At 68.1% G+C, this 16,338-nt stretch carries 12 protein-coding genes and 1 tRNA gene; 5 read left to right on the top strand and 8 right to left on the bottom strand.

Going from position 1 to position 16,338, the window contains the following annotated elements; translation table 11 throughout:
* The first annotated feature begins 6 nt into the window (after positions 1-6).
* Positions 7-759, top strand: coding sequence for a dienelactone hydrolase family protein (locus tag O5K31_RS00435; protein WP_269715164.1), 753 nt, complete (start codon positions 7-9; stop codon positions 757-759).
* Here O5K31_RS00435 and O5K31_RS00430 read toward each other — a convergent pair.
* The 7 genes from O5K31_RS00430 to O5K31_RS00400 form a co-directional block, all read right to left on the bottom strand.
* Positions 756-5,600: an NAD-glutamate dehydrogenase gene (locus O5K31_RS00430; RefSeq protein ID WP_269715163.1), complete on the bottom strand. Its 4,845-nt coding sequence runs from the start codon at positions 5,598-5,600 to the stop codon at positions 756-758. The genes O5K31_RS00435 and O5K31_RS00430 overlap by 4 nt on opposite strands.
* 284 nt (positions 5,601-5,884) lie before the next feature.
* Positions 5,885-6,982: an AI-2E family transporter gene (locus tag O5K31_RS00425; protein WP_269715162.1), complete on the bottom strand. Its 1,098-nt coding sequence runs from the start codon at positions 6,980-6,982 to the stop codon at positions 5,885-5,887.
* 63 nt (positions 6,983-7,045) lie between these two features.
* On the bottom strand, positions 7,046-8,467 hold the full coding sequence (locus O5K31_RS00420; RefSeq protein WP_269715161.1) for a matrixin family metalloprotease: 1,422 nt from the start codon (positions 8,465-8,467) through the stop codon (positions 7,046-7,048).
* 98 nt (positions 8,468-8,565) lie between these two features.
* Positions 8,566-10,965 (bottom strand): bifunctional diguanylate cyclase/phosphodiesterase, encoded by a 2,400-nt coding sequence (locus O5K31_RS00415; RefSeq protein ID WP_269715160.1) that lies wholly within the window; start codon positions 10,963-10,965, stop codon positions 8,566-8,568.
* Positions 10,966-11,084: 119 nt separating this feature from the next.
* Positions 11,085-11,531 carry a hypothetical protein gene (locus tag O5K31_RS00410; RefSeq protein ID WP_269715159.1) on the bottom strand — a complete coding sequence of 149 codons (447 nt, stop codon included), beginning with the start codon at positions 11,529-11,531 and terminating at the stop codon, positions 11,085-11,087.
* Between the two features lie 133 nt (positions 11,532-11,664).
* Positions 11,665-11,739, bottom strand: a tRNA-Gly gene (locus O5K31_RS00405).
* Between the two features lie 89 nt (positions 11,740-11,828).
* Complete coding sequence (locus tag O5K31_RS00400) at positions 11,829-12,572, bottom strand: DUF6065 family protein (protein WP_269715158.1); 744 nt, start codon at positions 12,570-12,572, stop codon at positions 11,829-11,831.
* Positions 12,573-12,639: 67 nt separating this feature from the next.
* On the opposite strand from O5K31_RS00400, the gene O5K31_RS00395 reads away from it, so the two are divergent.
* The 4 genes from O5K31_RS00395 to O5K31_RS00380 are packed head-to-tail and all read left to right on the top strand — an operon-like array spanning position 12,640 to position 15,007.
* A complete protein-coding gene (locus tag O5K31_RS00395) occupies positions 12,640-13,158 on the top strand; it encodes a prolyl-tRNA synthetase associated domain-containing protein (protein ID WP_269715157.1) in 519 nt (172 codons plus the stop codon).
* A 52-nt stretch (positions 13,159-13,210) separates the two neighbouring features.
* Positions 13,211-14,122: a thioredoxin gene (gene trxA / locus O5K31_RS00390; RefSeq protein ID WP_269715156.1), complete on the top strand. Its 912-nt coding sequence runs from the start codon at positions 13,211-13,213 to the stop codon at positions 14,120-14,122.
* A gap of 9 nt (positions 14,123-14,131) precedes the next feature.
* Entirely contained in the window at positions 14,132-14,797 is a 666-nt protein-coding gene (locus O5K31_RS00385) for an LON peptidase substrate-binding domain-containing protein (protein ID WP_269715155.1), read from the top strand.
* A 9-nt stretch (positions 14,798-14,806) separates the two neighbouring features.
* Positions 14,807-15,007 carry a Trm112 family protein gene (locus O5K31_RS00380; protein WP_269715154.1) on the top strand — a complete coding sequence of 67 codons (201 nt, stop codon included), beginning with the start codon at positions 14,807-14,809 and terminating at the stop codon, positions 15,005-15,007.
* Between the two features lie 2 nt (positions 15,008-15,009).
* On the opposite strand, the gene O5K31_RS00375 is transcribed toward O5K31_RS00380, so the two are convergent.
* Positions 15,010-16,275 (bottom strand): UbiH/UbiF/VisC/COQ6 family ubiquinone biosynthesis hydroxylase, encoded by a 1,266-nt coding sequence (locus tag O5K31_RS00375; RefSeq protein ID WP_269715153.1) that lies wholly within the window; start codon positions 16,273-16,275, stop codon positions 15,010-15,012.
* Positions 16,276-16,338 lie beyond the last annotated feature (63 nt).

Here is a 16,338-nt window from a genome sequence, read left to right as displayed (position 1 = left end):
CAGTCTTTGACTGTCGCCGGCTGGGCTGACCGGCTGGCGACGAACATCCAGGTGACCAGGCCCGAAGGACCCGGCCCGTTCCCGGTCGTGCTGCTGATGCACGGCTGCGGGGGGCTGCAGCCCTTCATGCAGAACTACGCCGACGCGGCGGTGCAGGCCGGGTTCGCGGCGGTGATCGTGGACTCGTTCACCCCTCGCGGCCTGTCGCGGGTGACCGCCCATCTGGTGGTCTGCACCGGTCTTGGCGTGCATGGCCAGCAGCGGGCGGCCGATATCTTCGCCATGCTGCACTGGCTGAAAGGCCAGGACTGGGCCGACGCCGATCATGTGGCCGTCGGCGGCTGGAGCCATGGGGGCTGGACGATCCTGGACGCCCTGGCCCTGACCCCGGCCACGACACGCGCGACCGGCCTGATCGACGTTGATCTGTCGGCCTTGAGCCGTTTGAAGACGGCGTTTCTGGTCTATCCCTATGCCGGACCGTTCAGCGTCGCCCTGCGGCGGGGCTGGGGCGACCGCGCGCCACGCGTGGCGGCCGTGCTGGGCGGCAAGGATCAGGTGGTCGGCTTCAAGCCCGCCGAGAAAGCCCTGGCCCGACTGACCGCAGACGGGGTGGGCGTCGAGACCCTGAAGTTCGACGACGCCACCCACGCCTTCGACGACGACCGCGCCAGCGATCCGCGCACGCGCCACCGCCCCGACTACGCCGAGCGGACGCGAGCCTTTTTCGCCCGCGCCCTCACAGCCGGTCTCGCTTAAGCGACCGCCACCACCTCGCGCAGGGCGCCGTTGGCGATGGTCAGCTTGGCGAAGCTCCAGTCGCCGCCGGCGGCCTCGATCTCGTCCACCGCCTTCTTGGCCGCGCGGACGGGATCGGCTCGCAGGGCGGACCAGGAGGCCACCGCCGTCTTGGCGGCCTCAAGGCTGTCGCCGGCCTGGGCGTTGGCGGAGAACTTCATCACCGCCTCGCTGAGGCCGGCCTGCTCGGCGAGCAGGTCCTCGATCAGGCGACGGATGGCCATGCGCTCGAAGGCGTCGCCGGCCGGCAGGGTTCCCGCCGCCGCCCGCAGGCGGTCGAAGGCGAAGGCCGAGCCGACGCGGTGATAGAGGCGGCCGGCCTGCTGGGCGGTCCAGCCCTGTTTCCAGGCCAGATCCGCCACGTCGCTGACGCTGGTCATGGTGCGCAGGGCGGCGATGGCCTGGGCCAGGTCCTCCGGCGCGCCGAGGGCGACGAAGGCCTTGGCCCGCTTGGCCAAGCTCTTCTGTTCCAGCGGCGACAGCAAGGCCGCGCCTTCGCCCAGCAAGGCGTCGGCGGCGGGCCGGTAGCCGTCGATCAGGCCCTGGACCGTGACGTCGCCGCGCGTGGCGCGGCGGGCCAGCCAGAAGGTCTGGCGACGCAGGACCAGCGAGACTTCCGCGAACAGGGCCGTCTGGGCCGCCGCCGGAATCTTGAGGTCCAGGGCCGCGATGGAATCCCAGGCTTCGTCCAGGCGGAATATGCGCCGGGCCGCCTCGAAGGCCAGGACCAGGGCGCGGGTGTCGCAACCGGCCGCGGCGCGCAGGCGCTGGGCGAAGGTCGGGCCGCACAGGTTGACGATCTCGTTGGACAGCACCGTCGAGATGATCTCGCGCCGCAGGCGGTGGCGCTTCATCTCGTCCTCGAACTTGCCCAGAGCCTTGGGGAAATAGGCCTTGAGGGTGGTTTCGAAGAAGGCGTCGTCGGGACCGGTCGAGGCGACCATGTCGTCGAACAGGTCGATCTTGGAGTAGGCCAGCAAGACGGCCAGCTCCGGCCGGGTCAGACCCTTGCCGGTCTGGGCGCGCTCGGCCAGAGCCGTGGCGTCGGGCAGGCCCTCGACCTTGCGGTCCAGGCGGCCGCGCTGTTCCAGGTCAGCCATGAACCGTTGGTAGGCGTCCAGGTCCGCCGCCCCGCCCTGCTGGGCCAGGGTCAGGGCCAAGGTCTGGTCGTAATTGTGTACCAGCACATGTTCGGCGACCTCGTCGGTCATCGAAGCCAGCAGGGTGTTGCGGTCGGGCCGGTTCAGCTTGCCGCCCCGCTCGACCATGCCGGTGAGGATCTTGATGTTGACCTCGTGGTCGGAACTGTCGACCCCGGCGGAGTTGTCGATGGCGTCAGTGTTGATGCGGCCGCCGTTTCGGGCGAACTCGATGCGGCCAGCCTGGGTCAGGCCCAGATTGGCGCCCTCGCCCACCACCTTGGCCCGCAGGTCGGCGCCATTGACGCGAACGGCGTCATTGGCCTTGTCGCCCGCCTCGGCGTTGGTCTCGCCCTTGGCCTTCACATAGGTGCCGATGCCGCCGAGATAGAGCAGCTCGGCGCGGCTCTTGAGGATGGCGGTCATCAGCTCGGCCGGAGAGACCTCCTCGGCCTTCAGGTCGAGCATGGCCTGGACTTCCGGCGACAGCGGAATGGTCTTCAGGGACCGGGCGAAGACGCCGCCGCCCTTGGAGATCTTGCTGCGGTCATAGTCGTCCCAGGACGAGCGCGGCAGCTTGAACATGCGGTCGCGCTCGGCCCACGAGGCCGCCGGGTCGGGATCGGGGTCGAGGAAGATGTGACGATGGTCGAAGGCCGCCAGCAGCCTGGTCGCCTTGGACAGCAGCATGCCGTTGCCGAACACGTCGCCGCTCATGTCCCCGACGCCGACCACGGTGAAGGGCTCGGTCTGGATGTCCTTGCCCAGCTCGCGGAAGTGGCGCTTGACCGCTTCCCACGCCCCGCGGGCGGTGATGCCCATGACCTTGTGGTCGTAGCCCACCGAGCCGCCGGAGGCGAAGGCGTCGCCCAGCCAGAAGCCGTAGTCGTCGGCCAGCCCGTTGGCGATGTCGGAGAAGGTGGCCGTGCCCTTGTCGGCGGCGACCACCAGATAGGGATCGTCGCCGTCATGGGCGATGACGCCGGCCGGGCGGATGACCTCGCCGTCGGCGCCCAGATTGTCGGTGATGTCGAGCAGGCCGGACAGGAAGGTCTTGTAGGCGACGATGGCCGTCGCGCGGGTTTCCTCGGGCGTGCCGCCGCGCGGCAGGGACTTCGGATAGAAGCCGCCCTTGGAGCCGACGGGCACGATCACCGCGTTCTTGACCTGTTGGGCCTTCACCAGGCCGAGGACCTCGGTGCGGAAGTCGTCACGACGATCGGACCAGCGCAGGCCGCCGCGGGCGACCGGACCGAAGCGCAGGTGAACGCCCTCGACGTGCGGGGCCCAGACGAAGATCTCGCGATAGGGCTTGGGCGCCGGCAGGTCGTCCAGCTCGCGGCTGGCGACCTTGAAGCTGATGTGCGGCTTGGGGGCGCCGTCGTCGCCTAGCTGGTAGAAGTTGGTCCGCTTCACCGCGCCGACCAGCAGGGCCAGGCGGCGCAGGACGCGGTCGTGGTCCAGACTGGCCACGGCCTGCAGGGCCTCGACGATCTGGGCCATGATGGCCTGGGCCTGGGAGGCGCGCGCGTCGGTGTCCTGGGCGATAGCCGGATCGAACTTGGTGCGGAACAGGTCGAGGATCAGGCGGGCGACGCCGGGGTGGGCGCTGAGAGCCTCCTCCTGCACGGCCTGGCTGGGATCGAGCCCGCTTTGCTGGCGATATTTCGCCAGGGCGCGGATCAGGGCGGCCTCGCGCCAGGAGACGCCAAGCTCCAGCACCAGGCGGTTGAAGCCGTCGCTTTCGGTGACGCCGGTCCAGACCGCGGTGAAGGCCGCCTCGAAGGGCGCCTTGGCGTCAGCGAAGACCAGGTGTTCGCCGTGGTCGTCCTGCAGCAGGAACTCGTGGACCCAGACCGGGCGCGGCGCGCCGTCGGGGCCCAGGGGCGTGACCTTGTTGCCCTCCTCGATCAGGGCCTTCATGCCCATGTGCTCGAGGATCGGCAGAACGTTGGCCAGGGGCGCGGCCTCGTTGGGGCGATAGAGCTTGAAGCGCAGCTGCAACGGCGTGTCGGTCGGCGCGCGGAAGGCGCGGACGCGGACCGGCTCGTCGGCGGTCATGTCCTCGATCACCGCCATGTCGGCCAGGGCCTCGGCGGCGTCATAGGCGTCGCGATAGCCGGGCGAGAAGGCGCTGGCGTAGCGGGCCAGGGTCTCGCCCACGGCGCCGGGAGCCACGCCGCCGGCGCGGGCCGCCGCCTCGAAGCGGTCCTCCCAGGTGCGGGCGGTCTCGGCGATCTGGGCCTCGACGGCCGGCAGGTCCGGATTCAAGTGATCGCCCGGAGCCACGCCGATGATGTAGTGGACCCGCGCCAGGGGCGCGTCGGAGAAGCTGGGATAATAGGCCGAGACCCGGCCGCCGAAGGCTTGGGCCAGAAGGGCGCCGGCCCGGGCGCGGACGCCGCTGTCATAGCGATCGCGCGGCACGAACAGCAGGACCGACACGAAGCGGTCGAAGGGGTCGCGGCGGACGAACAGCCGCACGCGCGGGCGGTCATAGAGGTGCAGCACGCCCAGCGAGATATCGAGCAGCTCGTCCTCGCCCATCTGGAACAGCTCGTCCCGGGGATAGGTCTCGACGATGTTGCGCAGGCGCTTGGCGTTGTGGCTGCCGGACGCATAGCCGGCGCGCTCGGTGACACCGGCGATCTTGCGCCGGATCAGCGGCACGTCGTGCGCGGGGGTCTCGTACCCCTCGGCGGTGAACAGGCCGACGAAGCGAATCTCGCCCGCCGGCTTGCCGTCCGCGCCGTAACGCTTGACCCCCACATAGTCCATGTAGGCGCGACGATGGACCCGCGAGCGCAGGTTGGACTTGGCCACCACCACCGGGTCGCCGATCTCCAGGTGCTTGCGCAGCTGGGCCGACAGTATGGCCGGCTCGCTGGCGCGGCGCAGGACGGCGCGATTCTGGTCGCGAAGGACGCCGAGGCTGCCTTCGGGCTGGTACAGGGGCTCTTCGGCCGCATAGCCGCCGTCAGCGGTGCGCGGATACTCGTAGGTGCGCGCGCCGAGGAAGACGAAATGGTCGTCCTCGAGCCACGACAGGAACGCGATCAGTTCCTCACGCTCGGCCGCCGATTCCGGGGCGGGGGCGGCGCGAAGCTCCTCGACGGTGCGGCGCATGAGCGCGCGCATGCCGGAGAAATCCTCCACGGCCACCTTCACATCGGCCAGGGTGGCGTGCAGGGCGGCGACCAGGGCCTCTTCGCGATCCTCGCCCACCGGGTCCAGATGGACCTGGATCATCGAGCGGCGAACGCCGCCCAGCTCCACCACCGGGTGGAACATGGCGCGGACCGAGAAGCCCAGATCGGCGATCTCGCCCATGATGGAATCGACCAGGAAGGGCCGGTCGGGCTGGACGATCTCGAGTAGGTCGTAAGCCAGCTCGCGATCGCCTTCGCCAATGGCGCGGCGCAGGCGAATGGCAGGGTCGGCGGCGGCCTCGCCGCTGGCGAAGCGCCAGAAGTCGGCCAGGATGCGGGCGATGTCGGCCCCGGAAAGCCCGACAAGCTCGTCGGGAGCGCAGTCGTCGACCACCTGGACCAGGAAGCCCTCGGCGGCGGGGGCGTCCGCGCCAAGTTGTTCTGCGAACGCCTTTTTCAAGGCATCAGATTCGAAGTCAGCTGCGACTGACGGGCGGACTTTTGCGCCGCTCATGGGTAACCCCGTTTTTTCCTCCCGCGAGCGCGTTTGCCCGCGTTCAGATGGATCAACCCTGACACGGAAGGGGAAACAACCCCTTGATCGAAAAAAACCCGTTTTGATCCATTCCAGACGCAAAAGCGCCGCCGGATGGGGGAAATCCGGCGGCGCAATGGCGCGCCAAGGGGGAGTTGGCGCTGCCTTGGGCGGTCACGACGCTTTGCGCCGCTCCGCGATCGGACCTGGGGGAACGTCCGATGGACTACAGATAGGTGACCACGCCGGGGATTAAAGACCCCTCAAGACGAAGGTTTCGCGACGGGCTTTTTTCGGCGCGGACGCCCCTTGGCTTCGTCCGCGCCAAGGGGGTCGCCGTCAGCCGACAGGAGGATGGCGATCTTACGCCCGCCTTCGAACTGGGCGAGGATGATCATGGTCATGACCGCCAGCGGCGTGGACAGGAAGGCGCCGGGCAAACCCCAGACCAGGCTCCAGAACGCCAGGGCCAGCAGGACCACCACCGGATCCATGTTCAGGCTGTCGCCCTGCATTCGGGGGAGGATCACATTGGCGACCACGAACTGAACTGTCTGCAGCACGCTGAGCAGGACGATGGCCTGCCACCAGGTTTCGAACTGAACCAGGGCGAAGACGGGCGGCAGCGCCACGCCGATCACCCCGCCGACGACGGGAATATAGGAAGCCAGGAAGATCAGCAGAGCCCAGAACAGGGCGCTGTCGAGGCCCACGGCCACCATGGCGATCCATGAGCCGAAGGCGATGATCACGCCGGTGACCGTTTGGATCCAAAGATAGCGCTCAACCCCGCTGCGGATACGGTCGAAGGCCTTGATCGCGTCCTGCCGCTCGGCGTCGGTGACGAACAGGGCCCGGGCCTTCTGCTTGAAGCCGCGCCGCGAGGCGATGATGAAGCCCAGGTAGATCAGGACGAAAACGGCGTCGGAGGCGAAGTTCTGGAAGCCCGCGGCTACCGGCCCGATATAGCGGGTGGCGTTGAAACGCGTGATCAACTCGCGCATCGGCGGCGGGGCGGCGATCCCCAACAGGTCCGCCACCTGGGCGATGCGCCCGTCGATGCGCGGGCCGTAATGGATCAGCTGATTGACGAAGGTGGCCGCGTTCTCGGCCACAAACCAGGTGGTCAGGCCGAAGATCAGGATCGAGGCCACGACGGCGACCGGCAGCGCGGCGCGGGCCGGAAAGCCCGGAATGCGCTCACCCAGGATGCGCGCAAACCCATCGATCATCACGGCCAGGAATACGGCGAGCGCCAGCGGCGTGAGGATGTCGCGCAGGAAATACAGCGTGAAGCCCACCGCCACGGCGGCGATGATGATCAACGAGCTTCGCGAGGTGACGGGTACGATGGCGGCCATGACGGGTCCAGTTGGGGGCGGGCGAATGTCCAGCCGAGCCCGCTCGCCGTCAATGGCGCCGCTTCAGACCAGCTCGGCGTGTTCGAACACCTGGTTCCGCACAACGCCCCAAAGCACAGCTTGGCTCCCGTCCTCGAAATCCGGGTCCGGAGCGCTGTAGACGGAATCGGCGTGAAGCTGCAGCGCGCCGCTGTCCTCGGCCGGGGCGCCCAGGGCGTAGGCCGTGGGAAGATGGACGTTGAACTGCGCTGTTCCGTCCGTGGCCAGGTCGATCAGGAAACGGTTGTTGGCCGTCACATAGGGTCCCAGATCAGCCTTGTCGGCTTCGGCCAGCAACCAGCCGACCATGGCCGCCTTGGTTCCGACGCCATTCGCCCCGTCGCCGCCGTAGCTGGCGAAGTAGTCGATCCGGCCCGAGAGCAGGGCCGAGACCTTGGCGTCGGTGGCCGCGACGCCGAAAATCTGCTCATACGCCGTCTTGGTCGCCTGTTGCAGGGTCAGGTCGCCGTACGCCTCGGTGAAGCTATCCCGACCCTCTCCCAGCTTGCCGAGGTTGACGGCGAAATTGATGTAGCGGTTCTCGACGTTGAAGCGGGCGTAATAGGGGTCGTTCAAATCCCCGGCGTTCGAGGGGCTGTTGATCAGATAGTCCAAGCCTGTCGCCGTGGGCGTGCGGCCAGTGAAGAAGTCATAGGCCAGGTTGGCGACCGAGGTCGTGGTCGCCGCCCAGCCGGCGATCTGCGCCTGGGCGGCGGCGAGGCTGATCTGCCCCATCTCCACCTGTGTGGCCAGGCCGGGCAGAAGATCGGCGAAGCTGCGCATGGGATTGGTCACCGATGATCCGTCGGACAGGATCAGGGTGGCGGGCGCGGTGGCCGGATCGACGCGCAGGACATGCTCGAAACTGGCCTGCAACAGGCTGACCGTAGCGCTCGCCCCGGCGGCGGCCTTGGCGCCATAGAGCGTCTGGACGCCCGCTATGTCGTCGCCGTGCAGCGTGCCGGAACGATTGGCGCTGGTGATCTGGGCGTACATCACCGCTTCGGGCAGGCTGGCGTGATCGAGGCCGATGGCGTGGCCGATCTCGTGGACGGCGGTGCTGTAGAAATTGCCCCGGTCGTAGGCGTCCACGTCGAAATAGACCTGAGCGATGCTCATCCGCCCGCCGCTGTACCAGAACTGGGCGGTCGCCAGGGTCGAGCCCTGGCCGGCGCTCGGCCGTCCGTCGATGGCGTGATCGCCCACCCGGATATCGACATTGGACGCGTCGGCGACCCAGACAAAATCGATGTTGGCCACCGCCTCCCAGGCGTCGAACGCCGCCTGCACCGAGGCGCGGAAGGCATCGGCGATAGGGGTCAGATCCACATAGCCGCTGTAGCGCTGGGCCAATGAGGCGTAGTTGCTCTCAGCGAAGCTCCAGGTGACGGTCGCGCCGACACCACGCTGGGCGGAATCCCACTTGGCGGGACCGAAGACGGGCATAGCTCACTCCACGCGGGCCACCCCTGTCCCGTCAGTGTTGTAACCCAAGATGGGCTGCACGCGGAAGCGGCGGATGGCCGCGCGCCGGGAAACGCTGGTCAGGCGGCCGTGGAGCGGCGGCGCGAAGGCTTTGGCGCGACCAGGTTGGTCCAGTTGGTCAGGGTGTCCACGGGCGCGGGGCGGCCGATGGCGTAGCCCTGCACCTCGGCGCAGTTTTCGCCGCGCAGGAAGGCCAGCTGTTCGCCGGTCTCCACCCCTTCGGCCACAACCGGGATGTCCAGGCTGCGGCCCAGGCTGAGAACGGCCTTCACGATGGCGGTGGCGCGGTCGTGGCGGTGGATGCTCTCGACGAAGCTCTTGTCGATCTTGAGCTTGTCGAAGGGGAAGGACTGCAAAGTCGATAGGGACGAATAGCCGGTGCCGAAATCGTCCATGGCGATGCGCACGCCCAGGGCCTTCAACTGGCGCAGGTTGTCCAGGGCGCGCTGATAGTCCTTGAACAGGGCGCTTTCGGTCACTTCAAGCTCCAGGCGCTGGGGCGACAGGCCGCTGTTGACCAGGACGCTGTGGACCATGGCCGACAGGCCGGGCTGGTTCAGCTGCAGCGGCGACAGGTTCACGGCCACGTTCAGGGGACGCTCCCAAGCCATCGCGTCGGCGCAGGCTTGGTTCAGCACGAAGGCGCCCAGCGCCTCGATCAGGCCGCTCTCCTCGGCGATGGGGATGAACTCCACCGGCGGGATCATGCCGCGCACCGGGTGGTTCCAGCGCACCAGAGCCTCAAAACCGCAGATCTCGCCGTCGGAGGCGCGAGCCTGAGGCTGGTAATAGACCATCAGCTCTTCGGCCTGGATGGCGGCCTTCAGTTCGCGCGCCAGATTGCGGCGCTCGCGGATGGTCTCGTCCATCTCGCGCTTGAAGAAGCGATAGCGGTCGCGGCCGCTTTCCTTGGCGCGGTAAAGCGCCATGTCGGCGTTGGTCAGCAGGGCGGCGGCGGTGCGGCCGTCGTCCGGGCACAGGCTGACCCCGATGCTGACGCTGAGGGAAAGCTCGTGGCCCTCATAATGGAACGGCCGGCGCATGGATTCCAGTACGTGGGCGGCCAGCTCGGCCGCCGCGGCCGGCTGATCGCCGCCACCGATCTGGACGATGACGAACTCGTCCCCGCCCAGCCGGGCGGCGAAGGACGGCGCGGGAAGCACGCTGGACAGACGTTGCGCGGCCTCGACCAGCAGGGCGTCGCCCGCCGGGTGGCCGTGCAGGTCGTTGGCTTCCTTGAAGTTGTCGAGATCCAGGCACAGCAGGGCCAAGCCCTCGCCAGACGCCTCGACCCGGTCCAGCGCCGCGGTCAGGCGGGCCTGCAGCGAGTTGCGGTTGGGCAGGCCTGTCAGGCCGTCATGTTCGGCCAGGTAACGGATCTTTTCCTCGGCCGACCGGCGCTCGCGCAGGTCGCGGATCGCCAGGACGGTGAGGCCGGAGGTTTCGGTGCGACGACCGTCTTCCAGCACGCGGGCGAAGACCTCGACCGGAATCTCGCTCATGCCGTCGCGCGGGCGCAGGACCGCCTCGCGGCGACGCTCGCCGCCCCGGGGGGCGGCCGGGTCGAAGATCAGCAGCTCGCCTTCCAGGCGGGCGCCGACGAGCGCGTCGAGCGGGGCGCCGACCAGATCGCAGAAGGCGGCGTTGGCGTCGTTCAGACGGCCTTCCTCGACCACCACGATGCCCTCATAGGCGGCGTTGGCCAGGCGGCGGATGCGCTCGAGGGCTGAGCGGCTGGTCTGGGATTCGATGACCACCGCGCCCAGACCGCCCATGATGATCATGGCGGTGATGCCGGTCACGGCGAAGGTCAGGACGCCGCCAGACAGCAGCTGGGCCGGAACCACGATGCTCGGGTCCGGAATAATGGTGATGGCGCCCATGCCGGTGAAGTGCAGGGCGCAGACGCCGGTGGCGAACAGGCTGCCGGCCATAAGTTGACTCGACAGGGTCCGGGCGCGGCCCGCCACCATCAGTGCGGAAACCGAGCCGGCGACCCCGAACAGGACCGAGGCGCCGACGATCGCCTGTTCCCAGACGATCTGGCCCTGGGTGACGAAAGCCGACATGCCCTCATAATGCATGGCCGCCACGCCGAGGCCGATCAGCACGCCGCCGGCGATCTGGTTGTCAGTGTCGCGGCGGGCGGCGCCCACGGCGAAGCCGCCGCCGATGAAAACGACCGCGATCATCAGGGACGCCAAGGTGCCCAGCGGCTCATAGCCGGTCGGCAGGCCGGGCTTGTAGGCCAGCATGGCGATGAAGTGGGTCGCCCAGACGCCGGAACCGGCCACCAGACCGGTCAGCAGCACCCACGCCCCGCGGACCATGCCCTGCGAGCCGCGGATGCGCGAGAACAGCCGGAAAGCCGTCAGGCACGCCGAAAAACACACGACCGCGGCGACCACGACGAGCCTGAAGTCATGTTCAACGGTCAGGCACGTCAGAACTTTGAGCACGCGGCGCCCTTAATCAAAGAAGATCAGGGGAACCTACTGGCGCGTTGGCAAAGAAATAGTTTCAGCGGTCAGCTTTATTTTCGCAAAGCCAAGCTACACAAAGGTTTCCGGCGCTTTAACTATGTAGCCTTGCCGTCTTTCGCATAGCCCAGATCTTCCAGGTCTTCGTCCGACAGACGAGAAGATTCAAACCGCGAAGCCGGGCTGTTCCCTACCTGGGACATGTCGCCGCCGGCGGCCAGCTCGACCTCGTCATGACCGGGACGGGACAGTCCCATGGTCGAGCGCACGGCCAGGTTCTGGTCGTCCTCCAGCGCCGCGTCGTCGAATTCGCCGTTGTCGGCGTCGGCTTCCAGCTCGATGATCTCCTCGTCGTCGAGATCCTCGGCGATCAGCGCGTCATCATCGTCCGCGTCGCCGGCGGCCTGGGTCAGGTCCTCGACGTCCGGCATTTCCTCGAAGGTTCGAAGCTCGGCGTTCGGTCCGCCCTCCTCGTCGAGAGACATGTTGTCCTCGTCGAAGGTCTCCGCCTGATCCTGTTCCCAGTCGCCGTTGGTGTCGGTCATGACCATCTCCTGTGCTGGCAGGAGAACGGGCGGCCGCGCGGCGATGTTCCGGCTGCCATGCAAGATGAATTGGGAAATGAAAAAGGGCCCGCCGAGGCGGGCCCTGTTCAACTCGATATTCCAGTCTGAAGACTGGAGCGGGCGAAGAGATTCGAACTCTCGACCCCAACCTTGGCAAGGTTGTGCTCTACCACTGAGCTACGCCCGCATCGGGGGGCGGCGAACCGCGTCCCCAAAATCGAGAGGCCGGCTTATGGCAGAGGCTTTTGGCCTTTGCAAGCGGCTCGGCCAATAAAATCACGCCCCCAGTTTCGGCGACTTCAGACGGCGCTTGTTGACGTGGTCGGCCGGCCCCGGACCCAGCTCCTCGGGCAGCTCGCCCTTGAAGTAGTAGCGCTGCCAGGCCTCCTTCACCGCCTCGGGTTCGCGGCGGAAGATGCGGGCGTTGAACTCGCCCCGCTGGCGGCTCCAGGCGTCGTACTGGTCGCGCAGTTCTTCATTGCGAGCCAGGGAGCGGGTCACCGGCTGCACCTGGGCCAGGGGCTTGTCCTGAACCAGGGTGATGAAGCAGAACGGCTCGCCCTTTTCGAAGCGCACCTCGCCGGGGCGGGTGAAGATCCAGTTCATCGTGAAGGGGAACGGCAGCCAGTCGGTCTCCACCAGGCCGCTGAGGGCCTGGATGCCGTCCTTGACGTGGTTGGGCGCCCCGCTGGCCAGCATCGACCAGCCCGGAGGGCTGCGGAACAGGTAGCCGGGGTGGAAGGTCAGGACCCCATGGCTGAAGTGGGATTTCACGAAATCGGTGAAGTCCGGAAACGGATGATCCGGGGTGACGCGGATGTCGTCCTGGTGCTTGCCGCCGGTCCAGCTGGCCGTGAAGCTCACGGGACAGAGGATTTCCCAGCCCGATGTGTTGGCCATGGTTAGGGGCAGGCAGCGATAGGGGTGCCGGTCGGCGAAGGTCTCCATCCACCCGCGTTGCGGGCGCCCCGGCACGATGTCCGGCGGGCGGTTGCAGGTGGGGTAGCACTCGAGCTGCATGAGCATCCTCGCTGAGGGAACCGCGACACCTCTAACCTTCGGCCACGGCTTGCGCTAGGGAGGCGGCATGACCGGCCCCGCTGACCGATCCGACCTGTTCGCCTTCTTCGACCGCCATGGCGTGGATCACCTGACCCATGAGCATCCGCCCGTCTTCCGGGTGGAGGAGGGCCAGGCCATAAAGGCCCACTTGCCCGGCGGCCATACCAAGAACCTGTTCCTCAAGGACCATCGCGGGCAGCTTTGGCTGATCTCGGCCCTGGGCGAGACGCGGATCGACCTGAAGGCCCTGCCCCCGGTGATCGGCTCGGGCCGGCTGTCGTTCGGGCCGGAGGCGCTGATGGTCGAGACCCTTGGCGTGACGCCGGGCTCGGTCACCGCGTTCGGCCTCATCAACGACCGCGCGCGCAAGGTGCGCTTTGTTCTGGACGCCGCCCTGGCCGCGGCCGACCCGGTCAATTTCCATCCTCTGAGCAACGACGCCACCACCGCGGTATCGCAGACGGGGTTCCGGCGCTTCCTCGCGGCCCTGGAAATCGAGCCCCTGATCGTCGATTTCGAAGCCATGACGCTGTCGGCGCGTTGAAGCCGGCGACGCTTGCGACCATCTTAAGGCCCATCGAACTGGAGTACCGACCATGAGCCTGATCGGCGAGGGCCTCGCGCCCGACAAGAAGAGCGCGCCCGCCGGCGACCTGATCAAGGAGGGCGGCGACGCCTCCTTCATGGCCGACGTCATCGAGGCGTCCAAGGTCCAGCCGGTGATCGTGGATTTCTGGGCCACCTGGTGCGGCCCCTGCCGCCAGCTGACCCCGGCGCTGGAAAAGGCCGTCACCGCCGCCGCCGGCGCGGTGAAGCTGGTCAAGATCGACGTGGACAAGAACCCGGCCTTCGCGGGCCAGCTGCGGGTGCAGTCCATCCCCACGGTCTACGCCTTCGTCGACGGCCAGCCGGTGGACGGCTTCATGGGCGCCGTGCCCGACAGTCAGATCAAGGCCTTCATCGACAAGCTGGCGGGACCGCCCGCCCCCTCGGACGTGGACGCCATCCTGGCGCTAGCCAAGGAGTCCATGGACCTGAACGACATCGGCGGCGCGGCCCAGGCCTACGCCGAAGCCCTGTCCCTGGACCCGGAGAACATAAAGGCCCTGGGCGGCCTGGCGCGCTGCTACCTGGCGGGGGGAGACATGGAGCGTGCGCGCGAGATCGCGGATATGGCTCCGGCCGGCGCCAAGGACGCCGATCTGGAAAGCGTTCGCGCCGCCCTGTCCCTGGCCGAGGACGCGCCGTCCGAGACCAGCGCCTTTGAAAAGCGGCTGAAGGCCGACGCCGATGACCACGAAGCCCGCTTTGAGCTGGCCAAGGCCCTGGCCGGTCACGGCCGGCTGGATGCGGCGGCCGATCAACTGCTGACCATCATCGAGCGTGACCGCGCCTGGAACGACGAAGCGGCGCGCAAACAGCTGCTGACGGTGTTCGAGGCGGCGGGTCCGACCTCGGAGGTGGCCAAGCACGGCCGCCGCCGCCTGTCCTCGATCCTCTTCTCCTAAGGAGCTCGCATGGCCACTGGCTATCGGAAGGCGTCGGACCTGCCCCAGGTGATCCCGGTGTTTCCGCTGGATGGGGCCCTGCTGCTGCCGGGCGGACAATTGCCGCTCAACATCTTCGAGCCGCGCTACCTGAACATGCTGGACGACGCCATGGGCGGGGAGCGGATCATCGGCATGATCCAGACCCGGCACGGGGCCGACGACGATCCCGAACGGCCCAAGCTGGCCGCCGTGGGCTGCGCGGGCAAGGTGACCAGCTTCGCCGAAACCACCGACGGGCGCTATCTGATCACCCTGACCGGCATCTGCCGCTTCGAGGCGGGCGAGGAGCTCCCGGCGCGCACCCCCTATCGCCAGGTGCGAGCACGGTTCGCGCCGTTCGAACACGACCTGACCAGCATTGAGGCGGATCTGGCCCTGGATCGCGGCCCGTTCCTGACCGCCCTTAAGCACTATCTGGAGCGTCGCGGCCTGGACATCGACTGGGAAAGCGCCGAGGGCGCGCCCTGCGACGCCCTGGTCAACAGCCTGTCCATGGCCCTGCCCTTCGATGTGCAGGAAAAGCAGCTGCTGCTGGAGGCCCGCACGGCCGAGGATCGCCGCACGGCCCTGATCGCCATGCTGGAGATCGACGCCGCCGCCGGTCCGGATGACGAACCGTCCGCCATTCAGTAAAAGGCGCCCATGAGCGATCCCTTCGACACCCCCGCCGCCGAAATCGACCCGCGCCTTCTGGAGATTCTGGTCTGCCCCGTGAGCCGAGGTCCCCTGGACTACGACCGCAAGGCGGCCGAACTGGTCAGCCGCCAGGCCAAGCTGGCCTATCCGATCCGCGACGGTGTGCCGATCATGCTGGCCGAGGAAGCCCGCATTCTCGAGGACTAGGTTTAAAGCGCCTCGCCCCGCAGCAGGCGCGGCAGATCGCCCACCGCGCCGCCGGCTTCCTGCATGAAGAACCGGCGGGCCGGGCCGATGCGGTTGATCACCGCCATGCCCGCGCCTCGCACGAAGCGCAGCAGCGGGTCGTCATTGGAAAACAGCCGCACGAAGGCGTCCGCCGAGGCCGCCAGCATGGCGTTGTCGAAGCGCCGCCAGCGCGAGTAGCGGTCCAGCACCGCCAGAGAACCCAGGTCCTCGCCCGCCCGCACCGCGTCCACCAGCACCTCGGCCAGGGCGGCGGCGTCCTTGAGACCCAGGTTCAGGCCCTGGCCGGCGATGGGGTGGATGCCGTGGGCGGCGTCGCCCAGCAGGGCCACACGCGGCGCGGCCAGGCGTTCGGCCAGGGACAGCGACAGCGGATAGACGAAGGTCGGCCCCACCACCTCGACCTTGCCCAAAAATTCGCCGAACCGGCGATGCAGGAAGGCGTGCAGCGCCTCGGGACCCGCCGCCTTGAGCGCATCGCCCCGCGCGGTCTTTTCGGTCCAGACCAGACTGGCGCGATCGTCGGTCAAAGGCAGGATGGCGAAAGGCCCGCCCGGCAGGAAATATTCGTGGGCCACGCCCTCGTGGCCGCGCTCCAGCTTCACCGTGGCGACGACGCCCGACTGGCCATAGCCCCAGCCGATAACGCCGATCCCGGCTTCGCGGCGGATCACAGAGCCGCGGCCTTCGGCGCCCACCACCAGGGCGGCGCGCAGGGTCTTGCCGTCGCCCAGGGTGACGGACGCGCCGCCCCCTTCCACCGAAAGACCGGTGACGCTTTGGGGCGCGATCACCTGGATCAGGGGATTGGCCACGACCGCGGCGGACAGCGCCGCGCGGATCTGGCGGTTCTCCAGCATGTAGCCTAGGGGCTCGCCCTCGCAGCGGTCGGCGATTTCGGCGGCGTCGAAACGCAGATAGGCCGAATGGGACAGGTGCGCCGGGCCTCGTCCCGCGCCGGGCGCCCGGCCGTCGGTGACCAGGATCTGCTCGATGCGCTGGGCGTGCGGCTCCAACGCCTCGCCGACGCCGATGGTCTTCCACTGACGAAACGAGGCGAAGGCGATGGCCGAGGAACGGCCGTCAAAGGTGGGGGCCAGCTGGGCCTCGAACGGCTGCGGATCGATCAGGATCGAGCTCAGCCCGCCGCTGGCGAGCGCCAGGGCGAGGGTGGCGCCGGCCATGCCCGCGCCGGCGATGATCACATCCGCATCGTATCGGTCAGCCATGGCCGCGATATGCGCGCTCCGGCGGGGATAAGTCTAGACACCGCGATCATCGTAAACGCCCCT

The organism is Caulobacter sp. NIBR2454, from assembly GCF_027474405.1.
Classification (GTDB): Bacteria; Pseudomonadota; Alphaproteobacteria; order Caulobacterales; family Caulobacteraceae; genus Caulobacter.
Note: the sequence above shows the minus strand (reverse complement) of the source record. Positions and strands in the feature narration are given on the sequence as shown.